This is a genomic window from Marinobacter goseongensis, from assembly GCF_023156235.1.
In the GTDB taxonomy this organism is placed as follows: Bacteria; Pseudomonadota; Gammaproteobacteria; order Pseudomonadales; family Oleiphilaceae; genus Marinobacter; species Marinobacter goseongensis.
Map to the genome: position 1 here is coordinate 104,439 of NZ_JAKZAI010000011.1, position 23,343 is coordinate 127,781.

The 23,343-nt window shown below is 60.7% G+C and carries 25 protein-coding genes; 23 read left to right on the top strand and 2 right to left on the bottom strand.

The features are described from left to right. Positions 1–56 precede the first annotated feature (56 nt). The 14 genes from flhA (at position 57) to MLC70_RS11795 (ending at position 14,275) form a co-directional block, all read left to right on the top strand. Entirely contained in the window at positions 57–2,225 is a 2,169-nt protein-coding gene (gene flhA / locus MLC70_RS11730; RefSeq protein WP_248183955.1) for a flagellar biosynthesis protein FlhA, read from the top strand. A gap of 61 nt (positions 2,226–2,286) precedes the next feature. Next, positions 2,287–3,600: a flagellar biosynthesis GTPase FlhF gene (flhF, locus tag MLC70_RS11735; RefSeq protein ID WP_248183956.1), complete on the top strand. Its 1,314-nt coding sequence runs from the start codon at positions 2,287–2,289 to the stop codon at positions 3,598–3,600. 102 nt (positions 3,601–3,702) lie between these two features. Further along, complete coding sequence (locus MLC70_RS11740; protein ID WP_248183957.1) at positions 3,703–4,515, top strand: MinD/ParA family protein; 813 nt, start codon at positions 3,703–3,705, stop codon at positions 4,513–4,515. 30 nt (positions 4,516–4,545) lie between these two features. Further along, entirely contained in the window at positions 4,546–5,292 is a 747-nt protein-coding gene (locus MLC70_RS11745; RefSeq protein WP_248183958.1) for an RNA polymerase sigma factor FliA, read from the top strand. A gap of 125 nt (positions 5,293–5,417) precedes the next feature. After that, positions 5,418–5,801 (top strand): chemotaxis response regulator CheY, encoded by a 384-nt coding sequence (cheY, locus tag MLC70_RS11750; protein ID WP_248183959.1) that lies wholly within the window; start codon positions 5,418–5,420, stop codon positions 5,799–5,801. 21 nt (positions 5,802–5,822) lie between these two features. Then, positions 5,823–6,608, top strand: a complete 786-nt coding sequence (locus MLC70_RS11755) for a protein phosphatase CheZ (RefSeq protein ID WP_248183960.1) — start codon at positions 5,823–5,825, stop codon at positions 6,606–6,608. A gap of 16 nt (positions 6,609–6,624) precedes the next feature. Beyond that, complete coding sequence (locus tag MLC70_RS11760; RefSeq protein ID WP_248183962.1) at positions 6,625–8,685, top strand: chemotaxis protein CheA; 2,061 nt, start codon at positions 6,625–6,627, stop codon at positions 8,683–8,685. A 34-nt stretch (positions 8,686–8,719) separates the two neighbouring features. Continuing rightward, a complete protein-coding gene (locus MLC70_RS11765; RefSeq protein ID WP_248183964.1) occupies positions 8,720–9,868 on the top strand; it encodes a protein-glutamate methylesterase/protein-glutamine glutaminase in 1,149 nt (382 codons plus the stop codon). Beyond that, a complete protein-coding gene (locus MLC70_RS11770; RefSeq protein WP_248183966.1) occupies positions 9,868–10,608 on the top strand; it encodes a flagellar motor protein in 741 nt (246 codons plus the stop codon). The genes MLC70_RS11765 and MLC70_RS11770 overlap by 1 nt, the downstream gene beginning before the upstream one ends. 15 nt (positions 10,609–10,623) lie before the next feature. Then, the gene (gene motD, locus MLC70_RS11775; protein ID WP_248183968.1) at positions 10,624–11,406 is read left to right on the top strand and encodes a flagellar motor protein MotD; all 783 of its coding nucleotides are present in this window, start codon (positions 10,624–10,626) and stop codon (positions 11,404–11,406) included. 227 nt (positions 11,407–11,633) lie between these two features. Beyond that, positions 11,634–12,431, top strand: a complete 798-nt coding sequence (locus MLC70_RS11780) for a ParA family protein (protein WP_248183970.1) — start codon at positions 11,634–11,636, stop codon at positions 12,429–12,431. Beyond that, positions 12,424–13,191 carry a chemotaxis protein CheW gene (locus MLC70_RS11785; RefSeq protein ID WP_248183971.1) on the top strand — a complete coding sequence of 256 codons (768 nt, stop codon included), beginning with the start codon at positions 12,424–12,426 and terminating at the stop codon, positions 13,189–13,191. Before MLC70_RS11780 ends, MLC70_RS11785 begins: the two co-directional genes overlap by 8 nt. A 129-nt stretch (positions 13,192–13,320) precedes the next feature. Further along, complete coding sequence (locus MLC70_RS11790; protein WP_248183972.1) at positions 13,321–13,809, top strand: chemotaxis protein CheW; 489 nt, start codon at positions 13,321–13,323, stop codon at positions 13,807–13,809. A 73-nt stretch (positions 13,810–13,882) separates the two neighbouring features. Then, a complete protein-coding gene (locus MLC70_RS11795; RefSeq protein WP_248183973.1) occupies positions 13,883–14,275 on the top strand; it encodes a DUF2802 domain-containing protein in 393 nt (130 codons plus the stop codon). Positions 14,276–14,292: 17 nt separating this feature from the next. Here the strand turns inward: MLC70_RS11795 and MLC70_RS11800 are convergent, their stop codons facing one another. Both MLC70_RS11800 and fliK read right to left on the bottom strand, forming a co-directional pair. Beyond that, entirely contained in the window at positions 14,293–14,595 is a 303-nt protein-coding gene (locus MLC70_RS11800; protein WP_248183975.1) for an EscU/YscU/HrcU family type III secretion system export apparatus switch protein, read from the bottom strand. After that, positions 14,592–15,938 carry a flagellar hook-length control protein FliK gene (gene fliK, locus MLC70_RS11805; protein ID WP_248183976.1) on the bottom strand — a complete coding sequence of 449 codons (1,347 nt, stop codon included), beginning with the start codon at positions 15,936–15,938 and terminating at the stop codon, positions 14,592–14,594. The genes MLC70_RS11800 and fliK overlap by 4 nt, the downstream gene beginning before the upstream one ends. Before the next feature lie 184 nt (positions 15,939–16,122). On the opposite strand from fliK, the gene ccmA reads away from it, so the two are divergent. The 9 genes from ccmA to ccmI are packed head-to-tail and all read left to right on the top strand — an operon-like array spanning position 16,123 to position 23,331. Next, on the top strand, positions 16,123–16,755 hold the full coding sequence (gene ccmA, locus MLC70_RS11810) for a cytochrome c biogenesis heme-transporting ATPase CcmA (RefSeq protein ID WP_248183978.1): 633 nt from the start codon (positions 16,123–16,125) through the stop codon (positions 16,753–16,755). After that, positions 16,745–17,470: a heme exporter protein CcmB gene (gene ccmB, locus MLC70_RS11815; RefSeq protein WP_248183980.1), complete on the top strand. Its 726-nt coding sequence runs from the start codon at positions 16,745–16,747 to the stop codon at positions 17,468–17,470. The genes ccmA and ccmB overlap by 11 nt, the downstream gene beginning before the upstream one ends. 15 nt (positions 17,471–17,485) lie before the next feature. Next, positions 17,486–18,229, top strand: coding sequence for a heme ABC transporter permease (locus MLC70_RS11820; RefSeq protein WP_248183981.1), 744 nt, complete (start codon positions 17,486–17,488; stop codon positions 18,227–18,229). A 4-nt stretch (positions 18,230–18,233) separates the two neighbouring features. Continuing rightward, positions 18,234–18,473 carry a heme exporter protein CcmD gene (gene ccmD / locus MLC70_RS11825; RefSeq protein ID WP_248183982.1) on the top strand — a complete coding sequence of 80 codons (240 nt, stop codon included), beginning with the start codon at positions 18,234–18,236 and terminating at the stop codon, positions 18,471–18,473. Between the two features lie 14 nt (positions 18,474–18,487). Continuing rightward, complete coding sequence (gene ccmE / locus MLC70_RS11830) at positions 18,488–18,961, top strand: cytochrome c maturation protein CcmE (protein WP_248183983.1); 474 nt, start codon at positions 18,488–18,490, stop codon at positions 18,959–18,961. 35 nt (positions 18,962–18,996) lie between these two features. After that, complete coding sequence (locus tag MLC70_RS11835) at positions 18,997–20,994, top strand: heme lyase CcmF/NrfE family subunit (protein WP_248183985.1); 1,998 nt, start codon at positions 18,997–18,999, stop codon at positions 20,992–20,994. After that, positions 20,991–21,527, top strand: coding sequence for a DsbE family thiol:disulfide interchange protein (locus MLC70_RS11840; protein WP_248183986.1), 537 nt, complete (start codon positions 20,991–20,993; stop codon positions 21,525–21,527). Before MLC70_RS11835 ends, MLC70_RS11840 begins: the two co-directional genes overlap by 4 nt. Further along, on the top strand, positions 21,527–22,009 hold the full coding sequence (locus MLC70_RS11845) for a cytochrome c-type biogenesis protein (protein WP_248183987.1): 483 nt from the start codon (positions 21,527–21,529) through the stop codon (positions 22,007–22,009). The genes MLC70_RS11840 and MLC70_RS11845 overlap by 1 nt, the downstream gene beginning before the upstream one ends. A gap of 41 nt (positions 22,010–22,050) precedes the next feature. After that, positions 22,051–23,331 carry a c-type cytochrome biogenesis protein CcmI gene (gene ccmI / locus MLC70_RS11850; RefSeq protein ID WP_248183988.1) on the top strand — a complete coding sequence of 427 codons (1,281 nt, stop codon included), beginning with the start codon at positions 22,051–22,053 and terminating at the stop codon, positions 23,329–23,331. Positions 23,332–23,343 lie beyond the last annotated feature (12 nt).

Consider the following 23,343-nt stretch of genomic DNA (forward strand, 5'->3'; position numbering starts at 1 on the left):
CAGAAATCCGACCCCTTGAATGCCGGCAGGCACGGCCACGCGGAGAGTTTCCAGGTATGGACAGAGCTTTAGTCCTGAATAACGTCAAATCCCTGACGCGGGGAAACCTGGGCGTGCCCCTCATGCTGATGGGTTTGCTGGGCATGATGATTCTGCCCATGCCGGCGTTCATGCTGGACGTGTTCTTCACGTTCAACATCACTCTTTCCATCGTGATCCTGCTGGTGTGTGTCTATGCGCTGCGGCCGATGGAGTTTGCGTCTTTTCCCACCGTGCTGCTGGTGGCCACATTGTTGCGTCTGGCGCTGAACGTGGCGTCTACCCGCATTGTTCTGCTCGAGGGGCACGAAGGCGGGGATGCCGCCGGTAAGGTCATCGAATCCTTCGGCGCGGTGCTGATTGGCGGCAATTACGCCGTCGGCCTGGTGGTGTTTGCCATTCTGATGATCATCAACTTCCTGGTGGTCACCAAGGGCGCCGGCCGGGTGTCCGAGGTCAGTGCGCGTTTTACCCTGGACGCCATGCCGGGCAAGCAGATGGCCATTGACGCTGACCTCAACGCCGGCCTGATCAATCAGGACGAAGCGAAATTCCGGCGCGCAGAAATCGCCCAGGAGGCGGATTTCTACGGCTCCATGGACGGTGCCAGCAAATTCGTCAAAGGCGATGCCGTTGCCGGCCTGCTGATTCTGGCGATCAACATCATCGGTGGTGTCGCCATTGGTATGGTGCAGCATGGTCTGGATTTCGGCACGGCGATGCAGAATTACGCACTGCTGACCATCGGTGATGGTCTGGTGGCCCAGATTCCGTCGCTGCTGCTGTCCACGTCCGCCGCCATCATGGTCACCCGTGTGACCTCCAGTCAGGACATGGGCGGGCAGATTCTTCATCAGATGTTCAACGCCCCCAAAGCGCTGGGCATTGCTGCCGCGATCCTGATCATCCTTGGTCTGATCCCCGGTATGCCCCACGTGGCGTTCCTGGGTCTCGGCAGTATCGCCGCGGCTGCTGCCTACTTTATTTGGAAGCGGGAGCAGCAGACCATCGAGGAAGAGCAAGCCTTTCCGGTGCGGGGTGGCGGTGCCCGGCCTGCAGGCCGCGATCTGGTTCCGGGTGCCGATGGCGGCGATCACGGGCAGGCTCTGCCGGCACCCGGGGAAACCCGGGAACTGGGCTGGGATGATGTGGCAACCGTCGACATTGTAGGGCTGGAAGTGGGCTACCGGCTGATTCCGTTGGTGGACAAGTCCCAGGGCGGGCAACTGCTGAGTCGCATCAAGGGCGTGCGCAAAAAGCTGTCCCAGGATCTGGGTTTTCTGATGCCCTCGGTGCACATTCGCGACAACCTCGACCTGATGCCCAACGTGTATCGCATCACCCTGATGGGGGTCACGCTGGCCGAGGCGGACATTCATCCGGATCGGGAGCTGGCGATCGACCCGGGCCAGGTTTTTGGCAAAATTGAAGGTATTGAGGGCAAAGACCCGGCCTTTGGTCTGGATGCCTGCTGGATTGAACCGGAAAAGAAAGACCAGGCCCAGACGCTGGGGTACACCGTGGTGGATGCCAGTACAGTGGTAGCCACACACTTGAACCAGGTGCTGCAGAAACACGCCCACGAGCTGCTCGGTCACGAAGAAACCCAGAAGTGGCTGGACCAGCTGGAAAAAGTGTCTCCCAAACTGGCGGAAGAGCTGGTACCCACCACCGTGTCCATCAGCCTGTTGCTGAAGGTGCTGCAGAATCTGCTCAAGGAAGAGGTGCCGATTCGCGACATGCGCTCCATCGCCGAGGCCATTGTCAATGTTCACCCCAGAAGTCAGGACCCCAAGCTGCTCACGACGGTAGCCCGTCAGTCGCTGCGCCGGATGATTGTGCAAAGCATCTGCGGTAACGAGCAGGAAATACCGGTGATCACCCTTGATCCGGACTTGGAACAGTTATTGCTGAAGTCTATGCAACAGAGTCAACAATCCGGCGGTCAGGAAGACATCGGGCTGGTACTGGAGCCGAACATGGTCGAGAAGCTGCAGCGTTCATTGCAGGAGAGTGTTCAGCGCCAGGAGATGCTTGGCAAACCGGCAATCCTGCTGGTGTCGGGCCCGCTCAGGCCGGTGCTGGCGAAGTTCGCCAGTTACGGGGTGGAAAGGCTGCACGTGCTTTCCTACCAGGAAATTCCGGACAACAAACAGATCACCATTGTGGCTTCCGTCGGCCAGTAACGGCCGCGGACGGCAAAGCGGACAACGCAGGCACGGCGTTGCCGGTGGAGGATGAGGCATCATGAAAGTAAAACGTTTTTTTGCTCAGAGCATGGCCGAAGCTTTAAAGCAGGTGCGGGAACAGATGGGCCCGGACGCCGTGATTCTCTCCAATCGCCGGGTGGACGGTGGCGTCGAGATTGTGACGGCGTTGGATTACGACGAAAACATGGCGCGTCAGCGTCTCGGTGATCGGGCCCGCGAAGCCACCAACGGATCGAAACTGGCGGAGATGCAGGCGGAACAACATCGCCGGCTGGAACAGGAGCTGGGTCGTTCCCGAGATCGCATTCGCGAGGTGCGGGAAAAACGTGCAAGTCTCGGGTCAGGCTACGCCGGCGCCGCCGGTCTTCTTGATGAGGCCACTCTGGAACTCGAGCCCGAAGCCGCTGCATCTGCCGCGCCTGCCACTGCGGCGGCACAGGCCAGTGGCCGCTATTCCGATGAACTGGCACAGATGCGCGCCGAGATCAGCTCCCTGCGTGACCTGATGGGCGCCCAGAATCCGAAGGTGGAGCCCGCGAGCCCCGCCTCCAACGCGGTGCAGCAACGGTTGTCCGAGCGCTTGCAGGAATTTGGTCTCGGACTGGAGCTTGCCAACTCACTGTCACGTCGTCATAAGGGTGGCCGCCTCGAGGATGGCTGGAAGCAGTCGCTGAAGATGCTGGCCACCGGTGTTAAAACTGCCCGTCAGGAATGGTTGGACGAGGGCGGTGTGTACGCGCTGGTCGGACCGACCGGCTCTGGCAAAACCACCACCATCGGTAAACTGGCGGCCCGGCATGTGCTGCGGCACGGCGCCGATTCCCTGGCGCTGGTGACCACTGACCGTTACCGTGTTGCGGCCCACGAGCAACTGTTCGTGTTCGGTCGTATTCTCAACGTGCCGGTGCGGGTGGTGGATGAAAGCCATTCCCTGGACGATATTCTCGACGAGCTTTCAGATCGCCACCTGGTGTTGATCGACACTGCCGGCCTGACCAGCTCCGATAAAGGGTACCAGCAGCAGCTGTCTGAACTCGCCCGCAGCCACCACCGCATCCGTACCCATCTGGTGGTTTCAGCCACCAGCCAGCCGCGCATTATGAAATCCGTGTTGCATTGCTATAAGATGGCAAATCTTGCAGGTTGCGTCATGACCAAAATTGACGAAGCCCTTACACTGGGTGAGTCATTGGGGTTTGTCATGGAGTCCGGTTTGCCAGTGGCCTATTACACCGATGGCCAGAAGATTCCGGAAGACCTGCATCACGCCGAGGCGGTTCCACTGGTCCGCCTGGCGGTGGAGCGGCTGAGAGCACTCCAGCAACAGCAGGCGGTGGCAGAGGGGGCCTGAACAAAACCCTGCCGTACCGGATGACGAACGATCCGGCGCGCAGACCGCGCCGTTGAACAACAACAGAGCCTTCGGTCAAACGTGGCGAGAGACGAACCAAGTATGAGCAAACCACATCCGGTACAGGTGATTGCGGTGTCCGGCGGCAAAGGCGGCGTTGGCAAGAGCAACGTTTCGGTTAACCTCGGTATTGCCCTGGCGCAGAAGGGCCGTCGGGTCGTGCTGCTGGATGCAGATCTCGGCCTGGCGAACATTGATGTGCTGCTGGGCATCACCGCTAACCGCAACATGGCGGATGTGCTCGCCGGCGACTGCGACCTGCGGGATATTCTGGTAAACGGCCCCGGTGGCATCCGCATCGTGCCCGCCTCGTCGGGCACCCAGCGCATGACGCAGCTCAGCGCCATGGAGCACGCCGGCCTGATCAACGCGTTCAGCGAACTGGGCGACCAGATTGACGTGCTCATCGTCGATACCGCAGCCGGCATTTCCGAATCCGTGGTCAGTTTTCTGCGCGCCTCCCAGGAGCTCCTGCTGGTGGTGTGTGACGAGCCCACTTCCATTACCGACTGCTACGCGCTGATCAAACTGATGAACCGTGATTACGGAACCAACCGGTTCCGGATTCTGGCCAATCAGGTGCGCAACGAGCAGGAAGGTCGGCATCTTTTTGAAAAACTCACCCGTGTGACCGAGCGGTTTCTCGATGTGGCACTACAATATGTAGGGATGGTGCCTTACGACGAGGCCGTCAAGAAAGCGGTGCAGAGGCAGAAAGCCGTGCTGGAAGCCTACCCGCGAGCGAAGGCATCGCTGGCCATCAAGGCGCTGGCTGAAAAAGTCGACAGCTGGCCATTGCCGTCGTCTCCCCGTGGCCATCTGGAGTTTTTCGTGGAGCGGCTCGTCGAAGTCTGAAATTGATCCTGTCACCAAGAAGCTGGATACATGGCATTGGCGAAAAACCTGGGAATGTACCAAAAAGCCGTTGAAAGCAGCGGCTCCCGACTGGTGGAGGAACACGCCCCACTGGTCAAGAAGATCGCGTTGCACCTGATGGCTCGTTTGCCGGCATCGGTTCAACTCGACGACCTCATGCAGGCCGGCATGATCGGCCTGCTGGAAGCGGCCCAACGATACAGTTCCACCAAGGGCGCTACCTTCGAAACCTACGCCGGCATCCGCATTCGCGGGGCCATGGTGGATGAGATCCGCAAAGGCGACTGGGTTCCCCGTTCTGTTCACCGTAATGCCCGCCGGATTTCCCAGGCCATCAAGGCCGTGGAGGACCGTCGTGGTCGGGAAGCCCAGGATCAGGAAGTGGCGGAAGAGCTGGGCGTCAGCCTGCAGGAGTACCATTCCAGCCTGAGCGATGCCAACAGTGGTCGTCTTTTTAGTCTCGATGAGCTCAATGAATCCGGCGAGCTGCCGATAGAAGAAGTAGACGCCAGTGATAACCCGCTGGACGGCATCACCTCCGATGCCTTCCGGAGGAGTCTGGCAGAGGCCATTGAGGAATTGCCGGAACGCGAAAAACTGGTACTCAGCCTGTATTACCAGGAGGAGTTGAACCTCAAGGAAATCGGTGCGGTTCTCGGGGTCAGTGAAAGTCGGGTCAGCCAGATTCACAGCCAGGCTGCCCTGCGACTGAAAGGGCGTCTGTCAGGCTGGCAGCAGGAGAGTGGCGCTCTGTAGCTTTTGGTAACCGGCTGCTTTACAACCGGGCCAAACACCACACAATAAGCGGCTAATCCGCTGGCCTGCCGAAACACCGGCAGAACGATAAAATGCATTCCGGGTGTCACAAACTGGAGGTCCCTTTGGACAAGAACATGAAAATCCTCATTGTGGATGATTTTTCTACAATGCGACGGATCATCAAGAATCTCCTGCGCGATCTTGGCTTTACCAACACCGACGAAGCGGACGACGGCAACACCGCGTTGCCCATGCTGCGCAGCGGTAAATACGATTTTTTGGTCACCGACTGGAATATGCCGGGTATGTCCGGGTTTGATCTGCTCAAAGCGGTCAGGGCGGACGACAACCTCAAGACCCTGCCGGTGTTGATGGTAACCGCCGAAGCGAAGCGGGATCAGATCGTGGCGGCGGCGCAGGCCGGGGTAAACGGCTATGTGGTCAAACCGTTCACGGCTGCGGTTCTCAAGGAGAAGATTGAGAAAATCTTCGAACGAATCCAGTAACCAGAGGTCGGATGGGCTCTCATGAGCGATAGCAAAAAGAATCCGCAGGACCTCGACCCGGAGGTAACTGAAAAGCTCCGCGAGCAGGCCAACGCCCTGGCGGAACAGGTGAACGCCGGTAATTATGCCGGTGCCATGACCCTGATCAATGACCTCAGCGAGGTTCGGGATCAGAGTCTGTATCGGGAGGTGGGGCGACTGACGCGCAGCCTCCACGAGGCCATTCGTAATTTCCAGATTGACCCTCGTAACGCCGAGCAGCAGGAAGCGCTGTCGAAAATGACCGACGCATCCGACCGCCTGGAATACGTGGTCAAAATGACCGGCCAGGCCGCCAACCGCACCATGGACCTGGTGGAAGACGCTATGCCAAAGGCGCACGCCATGCGAGATGAAGCGGCCCGTCTGCGGGATGAATGGCAACGCTTGCGGCGGCGGGAGATGCAGCCGGCGGAGTTCCGCGATCTGTATGGCCGGATAGACACCTTTTTCATCACCCTGAACCGGGATGCCGACACGATTTACGGCAATCTGTCCGAAATTCTGCTGGCCCAAGATTTCCAGGATCTCACCGGACAGGTGATCCAGAAAGTCACTGCCCTGGTCAAGGAAGTGGAAGAACACCTGTTGAGCCTGGTGGTCATGGCCAGCCATGTGGACCAGCTGACGGGCACGGTGCACGAGATCGAGTCAAAGGAAGTATCGGCAGAGCAGGGCGTTGGCCCGCAGATGAAAGCCGAGGAACGCGAAGATGTGGTATCGGGTCAGGATGATGTTGATGACCTACTGTCCAGTCTCGGATTCTGAATCAAGAGGGTAACCCATGGCGTTTGATGCCGATGAAGAGATCCTGCAGGACTTCCTGGTTGAAGCTGGCGAGATACTCGAGAAACTGTCCGAGCAGTTGGTCGATCTGGAGCAGAATCCCGACGACAGCGATCTCCTCAACGCCATCTTCCGCGGTTTCCACACCGTAAAGGGCGGTGCCGGGTTCCTCCAGCTGGACGCCCTGGTCAATTGCTGCCACTCCGCAGAAAACGTGTTCGATATTCTCCGCAACCACAAGCGTAAAGTGGATTCGGAACTGATGGACGTAGTGCTGGAAGCGCTGGACAACGTTAACGCTATGTTCGAGCAGGTCCGCAATCATGAGGAGCTGACCCCGGCCCCGACGGCTCTGATAGCCCGACTGGACGCCTTTGCTGAACCGGCGACCACCGCTGCCGCCGCGCCAGCCGCTGCTGAGCCGGCAGGCGACGACCACGGCGACATCACCGATGACGAGTTCGAACAGCTGCTGGACGCGTTGAGCGATGATCCTGCCCAGGCCTCGCCGGATCAGGCAGCCGCCGCCGAGGCCGGACCGGCTTCGGATGGCGGTGACCACGGCAGCAACGGTGGCGACGACATCACCGACGACGAATTCGAGGCTTTACTGGACCAGCTCCACGGCAAAGGGCAGTTCGCCGGCGCGCCGGCGGATGAAGAAGTACCTGCGCCGGCAGCGGCGGCCAGTGGCGATGATCTGATTTCCGACGACGAGTTCGAGAACCTGCTGGATCAGCTTCACGGCAAGGGTGGAAGTCCGACCGCGGATGCAGCGGACAAATCTGCCGGCGCTGCTGCCGCGGCGCCCGCCGAGGCCAGCAAACCGCCGCCTGCGCCCGCCCGGGCCGAGGTCAAGGCTCCGGCTGCCACGCCCGCCAAGGATAACGCACCGGTGGCTGAAACCACCGTGCGGGTCGACACCAAGCGTCTCGACGACATCATGAATATGGTGGGCGAGCTGGTGCTGGTGCGTAATCGCCTTCAGCGCCTCGGTGCCGAGAGCGAAGACGAGCATATGCACAAGGCGGTCTCCAATCTCGATGTGGTCACCACCGACCTGCAAGCGGCCGTGATGCAGACCCGCATGCAGCCCATCAAGAAAGTCTTCGGTCGTTTCCCACGGGTGGTGCGGGATCTGGCCCGCAGCCTCAAAAAAGAAGTGAACCTGGTGATGCACGGCGAGGAGACCGATCTCGACAAGAACCTGGTTGAGGCCCTGTCGGACCCGCTGGTTCACCTGGTCCGCAACTCCGTGGACCACGGCATTGAAGCGCCCGACGTCCGCGAGAAGGCCGGCAAGCCCCGGGTCGGCACTGTCACGCTGAACGCGGAGCAGGAGGGTGACCATATTCTGTTGTCCATTGAGGACGACGGTGCTGGCATGAACCCGGATGTGCTGCGTCGAAAGGCCGTGGAAAAGGGGCTTTACGATCAGGATGCGGCAGATCGGCTGACCAACACCGAATGCTATAACCTGATTTTTGCCGCCGGCTTTTCCACCAAGGATCAGATTTCGGATGTGTCCGGCCGCGGTGTCGGCATGGACGTGGTCAAGACCAAGATCAGCCAGCTGAACGGCCAGCTCGGCGTGGAGTCGGAACTTGGCAAAGGCTCACGCATCGTGATCAAGGTGCCCCTGACGCTTGCGATCATGCCCACGTTGATGATCAACCTGGGGGATCAGTCTTTTGCCCTGCCGCTGGTGAATGTGGTGGAGATTTTCCACCTGAATCTGAGTAAGACCAACGTGGTGGACGGCCGTGAGTGTATTGTGGTCCGTGACAAGGTGTTCCCGCTGTTTCATATCAAGCGCTGGCTGGTGAAAGGCGCGCGGGCACAACAGGAGCCAGAAAACGCCCATGTGGTGATTGTAGCCATGGGAACACGGCAGGTCGGGTTCGTGGTGGACCAGCTGGTGGGTCAGGAAGAGGTGGTGATCAAACCTCTGGGCCGGGCCCTGCAGGGCACGCCGGGCATGTCTGGTGCCACCATTACCGGCGATGGTCGCATTGCCCTGATTATTGATGTTCCCAGCCTGCTGCAGCACTACGGTTGAGGCGCAGGGAGTGGACAAGGTTTAGGAGAAATGGATGACAGTTTCTGTCCTGGTTGTTGATGACTCAGGATTTTTCCGCAAGCGCCTGACGGAAATCCTGACCGCATCCGGTCAGATCAAGGTGGTGGGGGTAGCCACCAACGGCCGCGAAGGTGTGGAACTGGCAGAGAAGCTGCGCCCTGACGTCATCACCATGGACTATGAGATGCCGATTCTGGACGGCATTTCGGCGGTGCGGGAGATCATGAAAAAGCACCCGGCGCCGGTGCTGATGTTCTCCTCACTGACTCATGAGGGTGCCCGGGTCACACTGGACGCCCTTGAGGCCGGGGCGGTTGATTTCCTGCCCAAGAATTTTGAGGACATCGCCCGGGATTCCAGCCAGTTGCAGAGAATCCTCATTGACCGGGTGCTGGATGTGGCCGGCAGCCGGCCCGGCGGCAAAGCCTCGCCCTTGCCCAGGCCGGCGCCGGCTCCCGCTCCCGCTCCCGCTACGCGAGAAACTCCGGCTAACCGTGCCCGCACTGAGCGCTCTGCGTCGACAACCCGGGTGCCTCCTCCGGCGCCGCAGCCGCAGACTGCGCAACGGCCGCCCCGGCGCGGGCCAGCGCGGCACTTCGCGGTCGTGGCGATCGGTACCTCCACGGGTGGCCCGGTGGCGCTGCAGCGGGTGCTGACGGCGTTGCCCGGGAATTTCCCTGCCCCCATCGTGCTGGTGCAACACATGCCCGCCAGTTTCACGCCGGCGTTTGCCGAACGTCTCAATAAACTGTGTCAGATCGAGGTCCGCCAGGCGGAAGACGGCGACATCCTGCGCCCGGGGCTGGCGCTGCTTGCCCCCGGCGGTAAACAGATGATGATCGAGAACCGCAACGGCCAGGCGCGGGTGCGTATCCTGCCCGGAGACGACCGCCTTAATTACAAGCCCTGCGTGGATGTGACCTTCGGATCCCTGGCCCGGAGCTTCCCCGGCAAGACCCTCGGGGTCATCCTCACCGGCATGGGAGCCGATGGCAAGGAAGGTTGTCGGTTGATGAAGCAGAGCGGCTCGCTGATCTGGTCCCAGGATGAAAAAACCTCGGTAATCTACGGCATGCCCATGGCCGTCGCCAAGGCCGGCCTGAGCGACGAGGTGCTTCCGCTCAACGACATCGGCCCGCGGCTGATAGAGGGGGTGAGCTGATGGATATTCTCAGCCTGCTCGGCATCATTCTGGCTTTCGCGGCCATTCTGGGCGGCAATCTGCTCGAGGGCGGAGCCATCAGTTCCCTGTTCAACGGCCCGGCGGCGCTGATCGTTATCGGCGGCACCCTGGCGGCCACCATCCTGCAAACGTCCTGGCCCCTGCTGAAACGCGCCTTTGTTCAGGTGCGCTGGGTGTTTGTGCCGCCCTACGTCAGTCTCGAAGATGGCATTGGCAAGGTGATCGACTGGAGCGTGAAGGCCCGTAAACAGGGCCTTCTGGGTCTTGAAGGGCTGGCGGAAAAAGAGCCGGAACGCTTCGCCCGCAAGGGGTTGCAGTTACTGGTGGATGGTGCTGAAACCGAAACCATCCGCAGCATCATGGAAGTGGATCTGGATTGCCGCGAGCAGCGGGATCTGGAGTCTGCCAAAGTGTTTGAGGCCATGGGCGGCTACTCGCCCACCATTGGCATCATTGGCGCGGTGATGGGCCTGATTCAGGTCATGACCAACCTTGAGGATCCCCAGTCCCTGGGCAGCGGTATCGCGACCGCCTTTGTGGCGACCATTTACGGGGTGGCGCTGGCCAACCTGCTGTTCTTTCCGGTGGCGAACAAGATGCGTGGCATAGTCCGTGAGCGCACTCGTTACGAAGACATGATGATCGACGGCATCATTGCCATCGCCGAGGGTGAAAACCCCAAATCCATAGAGCTGCGTTTGCGGGGTTTCCTGCAGTGAGGGTGGGGTAACCGTATGCGGCGACGCAGGCAGACCGAGGAAGATCTCCACAACAAAGAGCGTTGGCTGATCTCTTACGCCGATTTCATCACCCTGTTGTTCGCGTTTTTTGTGGTGATGTATTCGGTATCGTCGGTGAACGAAGGCAAGTACAAGGTACTCTCCGAGACCCTGACCGGTGTGTTCAATGTGCCCCAGCGCTCCTTCGAGCCCATTGCCGTGGGCAACCAGCCGCGTCAGGGAGACGCCGCTTCCGCCGATGACGTGATCATTCCGGAAGTCACCGAAGCACCGCGCAATCCGGACGTCAGTGAGGAGGGCAGAACCGAGGCCCTGCGGGCCATGGCCGATCAGCTGGCGCTGGAGTTTGACGAACTGATCACCCAGGGCGTTGTGACGCTGGAGACCAATGAGCGCTGGCTGGAGCTCAACCTGCCCGACAGCCTGCTGTTCAGCAGTGGCGCTGCCGAACCCCATTACGATGGCTTTGACGTGGTGGCGAAGATCGCCGGGGTGCTGCGCAATCGTGACAACGCAGTCAAGGTGGAGGGATTCACCGACAACCGCCCAATCCGCACCAATGCGTTTCCCTCCAACTGGGAACTGTCGACGGCCCGTGCTGCCGCGGTGGTGCGTATCCTGACCATGGAAGGCGTCGAGGCGGAGCGGCTGGCGGCCGTCGGTTACGGCCAGCATCAACCGGTTGCCCGTAACGATACCGAAGAAGGCCGGCGCCGCAACCGGCGTGTGGTGCTGATGATCTCCCGCGATGCCAGCGTCCGCGGCGCCATGCGCTGAACGGCCGGACCTCGTCTGACAGTTTTTGCCGCAAGCACGTCAGCGTCACGGTGGCAGATGCGTACAGGAAGGTTGGCACAGTTTCTGTATTTACTCCCCCGGATAATTCGTTTCGGCAAAACCTTGCCGGAGTTGTTCAAGTTGTCCCTTGTATGGCCGATACTTTGAGGTAGGGCCGGGGCTTTGTGTGTCAGCATGACCGGGAAAGGTTGAGTGGAGAGCGTAACGTGCGAATCTGGGCGGTAGCCAATCAGAAAGGCGGTGTCGGAAAAACCACTTCGGTGGTGGCGCTGGCCGGGTTGCTGGCCGGGCGAGGAAAGCGTGTGCTGGTGGTGGATCTGGACCCCCATGGCTCACTGACCAGCTGGTTCGGATACGACCCTGACACCCTCGCCCATAGTGTGTTCGATCTGTTTCAACATCAGGGCAAAGTGCCCGAAGGCCTGCCGGCCCAGCTGGTCACCGAAACCAGTTGCTCAGGAGTCTCGTTGCTGCCAGCCAGCACTGCGCTGGCAACATTGGAGCGGCGGATGGTCGGCGTTGAGGGTATGGGGCTGATTATCTCCCGGGCGCTGGCCCAGCTGTGGGACGATTTCGACTACGTGATCCTCGATAACACCCCGTCACTGGGGGTGTTGATGGTGAACGCCCTGGCCGCCGCGCAGTATCTGGTCATTCCGGTGCAAACGGAATTTCTGGCGATCAAGGGCCTGGAGCGTATGCTGCATACCCTTCAAATGGTGATGCGCTCTCAGAAGAACGAGCTGGCCTACACCATTGTGCCCACCATGTTTGACCGCCGCACCCAGGCTTCCGTCAAGAGCCTGAACCTGCTTCGCAAGACCTACCCGGACACCCTGTGGCGATTCGCCATCCCGGTTGACACCAAATTCCGCGATGCCAGCCAGGCCGGTGTGGTGCCGTCGTCGCTAGACGCCGGTACCCATGGCGTGCGGGCTTACAGTCACCTGTTGGATGATCTGCTGGCGACAACCGGAGCTGGGCGGGAGCATAAACATGGCTGACGATAATTTGACGAAGCTGGCGGATCCCGCCAGCGCCATTGCCAGTTATCTGGACGAGTTGCTGCACACCGCAACCGATACGGCACGCGAGGCGGACGTCGAAGAGATTCGGGAAATCCAGACAGTCGCAGATTCTCAAGAGGTGCAGGAGGTACAGGAGGCGCAGGCGGTCGAGATCGAACCTGTGGCGGTATCCCCGGCACCTGAGCCTGCTGCCAGAAAAGTGGCAGAACCTGTGCCCAGGGCCGAGCCTTTGCCGCAGCAACCGGAGGAGCCGGCAGTGCCGCCGTCGCGCCCGGAATGGTCGGGGCAGCCGTTCGAGTGCCTGATATTTACCGTGGCGGGCTTGCAGTTGGCGGTACCACTGATTCTGCTGGGTGCCATCCACCGTATTGACGAGAACATTAAACCGATTCCGGGCAGCCCCCGCTGGTACATGGGGATCCGTGCCGATCAGGATCAGAACCTGAGGGTGGTGGACACCGCCGAGTGGATCATGGCCGGCCGTGTGCCGCCGAACGCGCGGGAGAACTACCGCTTTGTGATCCGGTTGGACAACAGTGAGTGGGGTCTGGCCTGTGACGATGTGGCCCAGTCGTTCACCCTGAAGCCGGACGAGGTGCGCTGGCGCACCGCCCGCAGCAAACGCCCCTGGCTGGCGGGTACCGTTGTCAATCACATGTGCGCGTTGATTGATGTGCGCACCATGGCCGATCTGCTGGTGCGCGCCGAGCGCGAACACCACCTGGATCTGAGCTGACAAGACGTTACCGATTGATACCGTGCTGTGCTGGCACGGTTTGTGCCCTTAACTATAGTATTGGGCACTGATGATGATTTTTTGACGATCAGGTTGCCCGCCGGGCAGCCACAGAGGAGACATAACGCTATGGCATCCCCGAGCGGACAACAACATCAGGCCCAGGACGATCAGGTACTCCAGTACGTGACCTTCCGCCTGGATGACGAGACCTACGGCCTGAACGTCATGCAGATTCAGGAAGTACTGAGATACACGGAAATTGCCCCGGTACCGGGTGCGCCGGATTACGTGCTCGGCATCATCAACCTGCGGGGCAACGTGGTCACCGTCATCGATACCCGTCGCCGCTTCGGCCTGGCGGATTCGGACGTGACCGACGCCACCCGGATCGTGGTGATGGAATCGGCCAACCAGGTGATGGGCATCCTGGTGGATTCCGTGGCCGAGGTGGTGTACCTGAAGTCCAGTGAGATTGAAACCGCACCGAACGTGGGTAACGAGGAAAGCGCCAAGTTTATTCAGGGCGTGTGCAATAAAGATGGCGAACTGATCATTCTGGTCGAGTTCGACAAGATGTTGTCAAACCACGAGTGGGCTGAAATCGCGTCACTGTAACCTCCGAACCTTTTTCGGAGCAGGCCGGCATGATGAACGCTCCCGTGGCTTAACCTAGCTGAGGACGTTCATCATGTTTGCAGAATACGCTTCCCTGATCCCCTGGATTATGACCACCGTCGTTATTGCGCTGCTGGCCGCTCAGGGTATCCTGTCGCGTCGTGAGCTTCGCCGCCTGCGCAGTCAGCTCAAGCAGCGGTGCGACACCCTCGGTCGCGAACTCCACGCGACCACCAGCGGCAGCATGGGCGTGGGCCAGCGCTTGGTGACCTGTGAGCGTCAGCTGCACGAACTGCGCGGCGCGCTGGACGAGATGCGCCAGAACGATCCCCTGAGAATTTCTTACGACGAAGCATCACGCCTGGTTGATCTCGGCGCGGATATCGACGATCTTATGAACACGTGCGGTATTTCCCGTCCCGAAGCCGAGCTGGTCTCTGCTCTTCGCAAGCGACAGGCTGCCTGAACACCGAAAACCTGTGATCAGTCCGACGCTGGATTGCCGGCGTCCTCGGGCGTCTTACCCTGCAGGTTGAAGGCAAAGGCCAGAATTTCCGCGATGATCTGGTACAGGGTTTCCGGTATCTCCTCGTTCAGGTCGAGGCGCGCCAGAATGCTGGCCAGTTCGGGGTTTTCGTAGAGCGGCACGTTGTGTTCCCGGGCAATCCGGATGATTTCCTCGGCCAGCTCATGGGTGCCGGTGGCGGCAATAGTGGGTGCGGTCTTGCCGTCATACTTCAGCGCTACCGCCGCATTGGCGGCCTGTTTGTGCTTGTCTTCTGTCATGCTCGGGTATCCACTAAACGGTGTTCCAGTCGCGTGGTAGCGCCCTTGGGGTTGCCCCGGCGACACTCCAGGTCGGTGACCTCCAGGCCCAGTTCCGACAGGCTCTGGCGTAACGAGGGCAGCGACTGTTGCACGTGGGCCAGAGTGGCCTGCTTCTCGGCCCACACTCTGGCAGACACCTGTTGCTGGCGCAGTGCCACATCAAAGTGAACCGGGCCCGCATCGTCCAGATCCATGGCCAGAGACAGCCGCCACTCGGCAATGCCGGCGGCGCGTTTGGTGCCAGCACTGCCTTCATCCTGACGTTCGTGTTCGATTCGCAACTGGGCAAGCCGGGGCTCGTTCTGTGGTGTTACCCAGGGCAGCTCCAGCAACAGCGTTGTCGTCGGCGCCGGTGCGTCTGCCGTGGTGCGAGTGGACAATACCTGGCTGTGCAACTGGTTTACTGTGATCCGGTTCAGCATGCCGGCCAGCAGGCGCAGCATCTGGCCCACCGTTGCCGGCTCGGTGGCGCTCTGTGGCGGCGGCGGGGCCAGTGCGTTGGGAAATTGCAGCGGGGCCTGAATCAGCGCGGGAGTTGCCAGGGGTGTCAGCCGGTTGAACTGTTCCGGGCCATTGCCCTGTTGCGTCAGCAGGGTGGTGATGATGCGGGCCAGGGCCAGCTTCAGGTCCGGAAGTGCAGGATCGCGGGACTGGGCCAGTCGCGCTTCTGCGAACAGCCCACTTTCGGCGATCCACTGGCGCACCTGCTGGCCGGCTTCGTTGCTGGTACCCGGGGTGGCGAGATTGGTGCTGACCGGCAGGCGACTGAGCAGTTGCTCAATCGCCTGGCGCACCGGGGCGGGCAGGGGTTGTGGCTTTAGCGCCGAGGGCGGCGCGCTGCCGCCGGCGTCCGGGCGCATGCCCTGTGCCAGACTGGCGAGGATTCGCACCAGCCCGGCGTCGATGCTTTGCTGCCAGGGCAGCCGTTGCGCAAGCGCACGGGCGATGCCGGCTTCCTGGGCCGGTGCCAGTTTGCCCAGCAACTGCAGCTCATTTCCGGCCCGCATGATCTTCACCCAGTCACCGGGCTCCAGCGCGGTCTCCCCCACCGCCGCCTGTACGGGTAGGGTACGCCCTCGTACCTCCAGCAACAGTTGCGCCCCGGCACCGGGCTGGCGGTTTATCACCTCGGCAACACGGGCAAGCAGTGTTTCCCGGTTCGCCACCTTCAACTGGTCCAGCTGCTGGCGTGCAGACACAGCCGTCGTCGTTTGTTGGGGCTCACGGCCAGCGGTCGACGCCAGCGGTCGGGGCTGGTCGCCGGTTGGCGGTGGTGTGGGGTTACCGTTTGGTAATTTCATCTGTATCGATTTGATTCCGGACAAGAGTATTCAAGGCACGGTTTCGTTATAATACGCCGCGCCGGTAACCATTGCCTGCCTGAAACCTCTGTTTTCCCTCAACCCGTTGATGATGAGGAAGCAGAATCGAATGTTTGCAACGACGGATCTCCGCGACCCGTGTTGTGCAAAATCTGGGGCCCTGATGTCTGAGCCGTTGTTACAGGCCATGAATCTGCAGTGTGAGCGTGACGACCGGATACTGTTCCGGGATCTCTGTTTCTCCATACTGCCCGGTACCCTGACCCGTGTCGAGGGCCCCAACGGTTCCGGTAAAACGACCCTGTTGCGGATTTTGGCGGGCCTGAACGACGCCTGGTCCGGAGACCTGCACTGGCTCGGCGAGCCCCGTGCACACCGGCGTGAAGAATTTCTCCATAACATGCTCTACGTCGGCCACCGGCCGGGCATCAAGCCGCTGTTGACACCGCTCGAGAACCTGCGGGCGCTGATGGCCGGACGAAAAACCGTGAGTGACGCCGTGCTGATGCAGGCACTGGCCGGTACCGGCCTGTACGGCTTTGAGGATGTGCCCTGTCGCCGGCTGTCGGCCGGCCAGCAACGCCGGGTAGCGCTGGCGCGGCTGCTGATTGCCGACGAGCCATTGTGGATTCTCGATGAAGTGTTCACAGCGATTGATATGGACGGCGTGGAAGCGCTTGAGAGCCTGCTGGTGCAACGGGCTCAAGAGGGCGGCGCAATCGTGGTGACCACGCACCATGACCTCCGGTTGCCCTCGATGCAGCGGATATCCCTGGGGGGTGGCGATGGCTTCTGATGCTCGCGTGCGCCTGCGTCTGGCCCATGAGGCGATCGGCGTGCTCCCCGCGATGAAAGCCGTTTTCCTGAGGGATCTCAAGACCGCTTTCCGTCAGCGCCAGGATCTGCTGAATCCGCTGCTGTTTTTTGTCATGGTCGTGTCGCTGTTTCCGCTCGGGGTCAGTCCGGAAGTGTCATTTCTCCAGCAGGCCGGTAGCGGTATCCTGTGGGTGGCAGCGTTACTCTCGGTGTTGCTGTCTCTGGATCACCTGTTCCGCCACGATTTTGACGACGGCACGCTGGAGCAACTGGTATTGCAGCCGCAGCCACTGTTCCTGTTGGTGCTGGCTAAAACTCTGGCGCACTGGGTGCTGACCGGACTGCCGCTGGTGTTGCTGGCGCCTCTTCTCGGGGTGATGGTACATCTGGACGGGAACTCTATTGCGGTTTTATGTCTAACGCTGCTGATCGGTACGCCGGTGCTGAGCCTGATCGGGGCCATCGGTGCCGCGCTCACCCTGGGTTTGAGGTCGGCCGGCGTGCTCTTGTCTCTGCTGATTATTCCGCTGTACATTCCCGTGCTTATTTTCGGCACTGGCACGGTGGCAGCGGCGACGGACGGCGCGCCGGTGGGCGGTTACATGGCGCTGCTGGGAGCATTTCTGGTGCTCGCTCTGACGCTGGCTCCGTTCGCCTCGGCGGCGGCATTGCGAATCAGTCTGTCAAACAGTTAAAAAAGGTATCACCGGATGTGGCAATTCTTTCACAAGCTGGGCTCGCCAAAGTGGTTCTTCGGTATTGCGACCAGGCTGATGCCCTGGCTGCTGTGGGGCGGGGCGTTGCTGTTGTTTGCCGGCCTGGTGTGGGGGCTGGCGTTTGCCCCTAAGGATTACCTGCAGGGGAACAGCTACCGGATTATCTTCATCCACGTGCCATCCGCCTTTCTGGCCCAATCCGTATACGTCATGATGGCGTCGGCGGCGCTGGTCACTCTGGTCTGGCGGATGAAGCTGGCGGACGTGTTTGTCAAAGCGGCGGCGCCGGTCGGTGCGGTGCTCACGTTCCTGGCTCTGTTTACCGGAGCGGTCTGGGGCAAGCCCACCTGGGGCACCTGGTGGATCTGGGACGCACGGTTGACGTCCATGCTGATTCTGTTGTTTCTGTATTTCGGTGTCATCGCCCTGGGCGCGGCGATTTCCGATGAGAAATCCTCGGCGCGGGCGGTGGCGGTTCTGGTGCTGGTGGGGGTGGTGAATATACCTATCATCAAGTATTCCGTGGAGTGGTGGAATACGCTGCACCAGCCCGCCACGTTCAAGCTGACGGAAAAGCCCTCCATGCCCATGGAAATGTGGGTGCCTCTTTTACTGTCGGTGCTGGGGCTTTATCTGATTTTTGGCTGGTTTGCCTGCCTGCGCATGCAAACGGAAATACTCATTCGCGAACGCCGTACCCGCTGGGTTAAAGAGCTGGTTCAGGCGGAGGGTAACTGATCACATGGCGTTTGATTCTCTGACTGCGCTTATCGTCATGGAAGGCCACGGTCCCTATGTCTGGACCTGTTATGGTGTGTTCTTTTTGTTGCTGGGGGCGCTGGTTTACTGGTCACTGCTGCAGCGCCGCCGGGTGGTGTCTGCCCAGCGCCGCGACATGGCCCGCGCTGCGGCTGGTCAGTCTGCTACCCCCCAGGCCGCGGTTGGCGCAAGCTTCAACCGGGTTCACGAATCTCAAGACTGAACGGCAGGAAACCGATGCATCCGATTCGAAGAAAACGACTGACCATTGTGCTGTTTCTACTGGCAGGGATTGCCGTTGCTGTCGGGCTGACGACCTATGCCCTGCGCCAGAATATCAACCTGTTCTACGACCCCAGCCAGATCGCGGCCGGTGAAGCGCCGCTGGATGTCAGAATCCGAGCCGGCGGTATGGTCGAGGAAGGATCGGTGCTGCGGGACCCGGAGAGCCTGAAGGTGGAGTTCAAGGTCACCGATTTCAATGCGTCCGTGCTGGTGGAATACACCGGCATTCTGCCGGACTTGTTTGCCGAAGGGCAGGGGGTCGTCGCCATGGGCCGGATGGCCGACAATGGCCGGTTTGTGGCCGATCAGGTGCTGGCGAAACACGACGAGAATTACATGCCACCGGAAGTGGCCGAAGCCCTGGAAAGAGCCTCGGCGGCAAAGCTCAAGGCCGGTGACAGCAGTAGCGCAGACACGGCCTACTGAGACGATTTCTATTTGCTGACGTTGGGAGAGGTCTGATGTATCCGGAACTCGGACAGTTTGCGCTGATACTTGCGCTACTACTTGCTGTGCTTCTTTCTGTGGTCCCGCTGGCGGGCTCGGTAACCGGCCGGGATAATCTGCAGGCGTTTGCACGCCCGCTCTCGGCCGGCTTGTTCGTGTTCGTCGCCATTGCCTTCGCGATTCTCACCTACGCCTTCCTGATTGATGACTTCTCCGTGGCCTATGTCGCCAATAACAGCAACAGTATGCTGCCCTGGTACTATAAGTTCAGTGCGGTCTGGGGCGGCCATGAAGGCTCACTGTTGCTGTGGATTCTGATGCTGGCAGGCTGGACGCTCGCCGTCGCGGTGTTCAGCCGCCGCTTGCCCTCGGTGATGATTGCCCAGGTACTGGCGGTGATGGGCATGATCACCGTGGGTTTCCTGTTGTTCACCATCCTGACGTCCAACCCGTTTGACCGGATGCTGCCGAACGTGCCGGCAGACGGCAACGACCTGAATCCGCTGCTGCAGGATTTCGGGCTGATCGTCCACCCGCCGATGCTGTACATGGGGTATGTGGGCTTCTCGGTTGCCTTTGCATTCGCCATCGCCGCGCTGATCAATGGCAAGCTGGATGCGGCCTGGGCTCGCTGGTCGCGCCCCTGGACCACGGTGGCCTGGGCCTTTCTGTCGCTGGGCATTGCTCTCGGCAGCTGGTGGGCTTATTACGAGCTTGGCTGGGGCGGCTGGTGGTTCTGGGATCCGGTTGAAAACGCCTCGTTGCTGCCCTGGCTGTCGGGCACTGCACTGATGCATTCGCTTGCAGTGACGGAAAAACGCGGTGTGTTCAAGAGCTGGACGGTACTGCTGGCCATCGTCACCTTCTCGCTGAGCCTGCTGGGCACCTTCCTGGTCCGCTCCGGTGTACTGACCTCGGTGCATGCGTTTGCTTCCGACCCTGAGCGCGGTACTTTCCTGCTGGCGCTGCTGGCCATCACCATTGTATCGAGCCTGATGCTTTACGCGGTTCGTGCCCCGGTCGTGCATGTCCGTTCCCGCTACGGCTCGATGTCGCGGGAGATTTTTCTGCTGTTAAACAACGTGCTGCTGGTGGCTGCCACACTGCTGGTTCTGATCGGAACCCTGTACCCGCTGGTGCTGGATTACCTGGACATGGGGCGGTTGTCCATCGGTGAGCCATTCTTCAATCTCACCTTCAGCCCGCTGGCCGTGGCGACCGGATTGCTGATGGGCGCCGGAGTGTTCTCGCGCTGGAAGAAAACCGACGGGGGCTGGCTGGGTCGTAAATTGTTGTGGCCGCTGGCGGTCAGCCTGCTGGTAACCACCGTTTTGATGGTGGTCTATGGTGGATTCAAGCCCTGGGCCTTCATGGGCTGTTTCGCAGCGGTGTGGGTATCGGTCGCGACCCTCTGGGATTTGTGGGACAAATCGGCGTCGAGAAAAGGGCGGCTGTATGGCCTCAAGCGCCAGTCCCGGAGCTATTACGGCATGGTGCTGGGGCATCTGGGCATGGCCATCACCATGGCCGGTGCCACCGTAGTTTCCAATTACGGGATCGAACGTGATGTGCGCATGAGTCCGGGTGACACCGCGATGGTGGGGGATTACCAGGTCGAGTTTATCGAGATCGGGGATCGCCAGGGCCGCAATTTTTCCGCCCAGTATGGCACTTTTGTAGTGTCGATGGACGGAGATGCTGTCTCGATCCTGCATCCGGAAAAACGCCAGTACCTCGTGCAGCGCAGCGTCATGACCGAGGCAGGCATTGACGCCGGACTGTTCCGCGATGTGTTTGTCGCGGTCGGTGAGCGCATCAGCGACGACGCCTGGGCGATCCGGCTGCAATACAAGCCGCTGGTGCGCTGGCTGTGGTTGGGTTCGATTTTCATGGCCGCCGGCGGCTTCCTGGCCATCGCGGACCGGCGCTATCGTGTCCGCGACAAGGCTACTGAGAAGCGCGCCGCCACTACGCCCGAGCCCCGGGGCGACGCGGCGGAGGCGCTGTCATGAAGCGCCTGTTCCTGTTTTTGCCGGTGATTCTGGTCATCGTGCTTGGCGTGGTGCTTTTCGCAGGTATCGGCAAAGATCCCAATCGGCTGGAATCTGCGTTGATTGGCAAACCCGTGCCAGCTTTTAACCTGTCCGATCTCGCTGACGCTGAGCGGCAACTGGACGGTGAGGTTTTCAGGGGCGAGGTGTCTCTGTTGAACGTGTGGGGCACCTGGTGCCCCGCCTGCCGCGACGAGCACGACGACCTGTTGTGGCTGGCGGAGGACAAGGGCGTGCGTATTATCGGCCTGAACTACAAGGACAATCGCGAAGATGCGCTGGTCTGGCTGGAGCGCCTGGGTGACCCCTATGCGGTGACCCTTTACGACCCCCGGGGTACGCTGGGCTTTGATCTGGGCGTCTACGGCGCGCCGGAAACCTACGTGATTGACCCCGAGGGCATTGTGCGGCACCGCCATGTCGGGGTGGTGAATGAAAAGGTCTGGAAAGAAGACCTGGAACCGCTGGTGACTCGATACCGGGAGGGCGCGTGATGGCCCGGTGGTTTGCCATGTGTCTGCTGCTGGCGATGCTGCCACAGACGGTGTCCGCCGACGAGGCGAACGTCCAGGGCTTTGATAACCTGGCGGAGGAGCAGCGCTACCGCGAGTTGATATCCGAGCTGCGTTGCCCGAAGTGTCAGAATCAGAACATTGCCGACTCCAATGCACCGATCTCAAAGGACATGCGGGATGCGGTCTACCTGATGATGCAGGATGGCGCGTCAGACGACGCCATTGTCGGTGCCCTGGTGGATCGCTTCGGCGAGTTTGTGCGCTACAACCCGGAGGTGGACCGTCGTACCTTTTTACTGTGGGCGACACCCGCCATTACCGTGGGTATCGGCCTGCTGGTGGTCGGCGGCATTGTGATACGGTCGCGCCGCCGCGGTGAGCAGGGCGCCAGCCTTACTTCCGAGGAGCAGGCCCGGGTCAGCCGGTTGCTGGCCGGCGAAGACCGGAACAGCCACTCCTGATCTGATGTTTCCACTCCCTTCCAACACGTTACGAAACTCCTATGACTGATACTTTATTCTGGATACTCGCCGCGGCGCTGATATGCCTGTCGCTGGCTTTCATTATCTGGCCGCTGTTTTCGCACTGCGCGGATCGTCGCGCCCAACTGGATCTGCGTAATCAGAATCTGATGGCCTATCGTTCCCGCATGGAGGAGCTCGACAGCGAATACCAGGCCGGCATTCTCGATGAAGAGAATTACCGGCAACTGCGCGAAGAGCTGGCGGGCAGCATGCTGGACGATGTCCCTGACGCTGACAATGGCTCGGCGGGTGGGGTTACGCCGGGGCGGGGTCGCCGCAGCGCCCTGGTCATTGCCCTGCTGAGTTTTTTGGCGGTGCCTGCGGCTGCGGTGTACATGTACCAGCAGTGGGGCGCCATGGAGGACGTTGCGCAGTACCGTGCGATGCAGGAAATGACGGCCTCCTCTGGCGACCGTGTTCAGCAGATGACCCGGCTCACCGAACAATTGCGGGAACGCCTGGCAGCCAAGCCTGACAATACCGAGGGCTGGGCCATGCTCGGGCGCAGCTACATGCGTCTGGAGCAATACGAGGATGCAGCCTGGGCGTTTGAACAGCTGGCCGGCCAGGTGCAGGATGACCAACAGTCCGAAGCCACGGCCTGGGGGCTGTCTGCCCAGGCGCTGTTCTTTAACAGTCAGGGCGCACTGAACGATGATGTCACCCGAGCGATCGGCAAGGCGCGAGCGCTGAATCCGGACGAGGTCAATGCACTGGGTCTGCTGGGCATCTCCGCGTTCAGCGGGGAAAACTACGAACAGGCTGTAGGCTATTGGGAACGCATTGTCGACGTGGCACCAGATCATCCGCAGATCGCGTCCATTCGCGAGGGCATCCGCGAGGCCTATCAACGACTCGGCCGGGATGCGCCAGAACAGGAGGTCGCAGAGGCCAACGGACCCGGTGTGACGGTACGGGTTGAGTTGACGGAAGCCTTCGAAGGACAGATCCCCGATGACACCACGCTGTTCGTGTTTGCCCGCAGCACGGATCGGGAGAATCGCGTTCCGCTAGCGGTGGCGCGTCTGACCGCAGGGGATCTGCCAGCGGACATCCGTCTTGACGACCGCTACACCATGTCGCCGGAAAACCGCGTGTCGGAAGCCGCCGAAGTCTTGCTGGTGGCTCGCCTGTCGCCGTCCGGTACGGCGAAGGCCCAGGAAGGCGACTGGCAGGGTGTAGTGACGGATCCGGTTGCCGTGACCGATAACCGGGAGGTCGCTGCAACCCTGGTGATTGACCACCAGCTGCGGGACTGAAGCCGGCCGTCA